This is a genomic window from Vibrio sp. Vb0937 (assembly GCF_033338855.1).
In genome coordinates this window covers 1-1478 of the sequence record NZ_JAWOTK010000173.1, presented here as the reverse complement: position 1 = coordinate 1478, position 1478 = coordinate 1, and the positions used below count along the sequence as shown (strand labels likewise).

The 1478-nt window shown below is 43.3% G+C and carries 2 protein-coding genes; both read left to right on the top strand.

All coding sequences use genetic code 11. The annotated features are described in order from the left end of the window. On the top strand, window positions 1–746 hold a 746-nt coding region (gene recA / locus R7P67_RS24160), incomplete at its 5' end, for a recombinase RecA (protein WP_318086234.1). Window positions 747–869: 123 nt separating this feature from the next. Further along, window positions 870–1337: a recombination regulator RecX gene (gene recX / locus R7P67_RS24155; RefSeq protein ID WP_005455548.1), complete on the top strand. Its 468-nt coding sequence runs from the start codon at window positions 870–872 to the stop codon at window positions 1335–1337. The last annotated feature ends 141 nt before the right edge of the window (window positions 1338–1478 follow it).

The following is a 1478-nucleotide window of genomic DNA, read 5'->3' as shown; positions in this document are numbered from 1 at the left end:
CTGTATATGCAAAGAAACTTGGCGTTGATATCGATGCACTATTGGTTTCTCAACCAGACACTGGTGAGCAAGCTCTAGAGATTTGTGATGCATTAGCTCGCTCTGGCGCAATCGACGTAATGGTTGTTGACTCTGTTGCTGCTCTAACACCTAAAGCTGAGATCGAAGGCGAAATGGGCGACAGCCACATGGGTCTCCAAGCTCGTATGCTTTCTCAAGCAATGCGTAAGCTTACAGGTAACCTGAAACAGTCTAACTGTATGTGTATCTTCATCAACCAAATCCGTATGAAGATTGGTGTGATGTTCGGTAACCCTGAAACGACTACTGGCGGTAACGCGCTTAAGTTTTACGCTTCTGTTCGTCTAGATATCCGTCGTACTGGCGCAATCAAAGAAGGCGATGAAGTTGTAGGTAACGAAACGCGTATCAAAGTGGTTAAGAACAAGATTGCAGCACCATTTAAAGAAGCAAACACGCAAATCATGTATGGCCAAGGCTTTAACCGTGAAGGTGAGTTGATTGACTTAGGCGTGAAGCACAAGCTAGTAGAAAAAGCGGGTGCTTGGTACAGCTACAATGGCGATAAGATTGGTCAAGGTAAAGCAAACGCTTGTAACTACCTGCGTGAGCATCCAGAAATCGCGAAAACAATCGATACCAAACTGCGTGAAATGCTACTTTCTCCAGCTCAACCAGAAGCACCTGCTGCCGGTGAGAAGCCTGAGCAAGAAGAAGAGTTTTAATCTTCTGATAGACTAAAAATAAAGCCCTGCGTTGCAGGGCTTTGTTGTATTTGTCGAAATCAAAATCGAAGAAATTTAAGGCAAACGAAAAGCCTGTACAGCCAAATTACCTGTAGTATCACTATGTACCAAAAGCGACAAGCACCGACGCTATCTAGCAAAGAAGCCGCGATTCAGTTACTTAGTCGTCGAGATCATGGCTTATATGAGCTCCATCAAAAGCTTGCGATGAAAGGCTATGAAGAGGCTGATATTGAAGCTGCGATTAACTTTTGTTTAGAACACAATTATTTGGATGACTTGCGTTACGCCAAAAGCCAAGTGCGTCAACACGTTTACAAAGGTCATGGTGAGCGTCGTATTCGCCAAGAGCTTAACCAGAAGCGCGTTGCAGAATCTGTCATTGAACAAGCAATGGCAGAAGAGCCCCAAGATTGGTTTGAATTGGCAAAGTTGGCAGCAGAGAAGAAATTTAAAGGAATAAAGGCCAAAGACCAGAAAGAGTACGCTAAACAGGTTCGTTTCTTACAATATCGCGGCTACAGTTTTGACCAAATTAGCTATGCGTTAAGCTTTGAAGACGAAGATTAGGCGTGAATTATTCACGCTGATTTTTGTTTTGCTTCAAATTTTTTCTTCTACCCCCTCTTTTCCGCAAGAAAACTAGTCTCAGCTGTTTGCATGATCTACAATACGGCAAAATTCTAACTCGACTATTTTCAGGAAGAGCTG

What these genes read in the sequence shown, in the direction of transcription:
- recX (WP_005455548.1), top strand. Translation starts at nt 870, where the DNA reads ATGTACCAAAAGCGACAAGCACCGACGCTATCTAGCAAAGAAGCCGCG.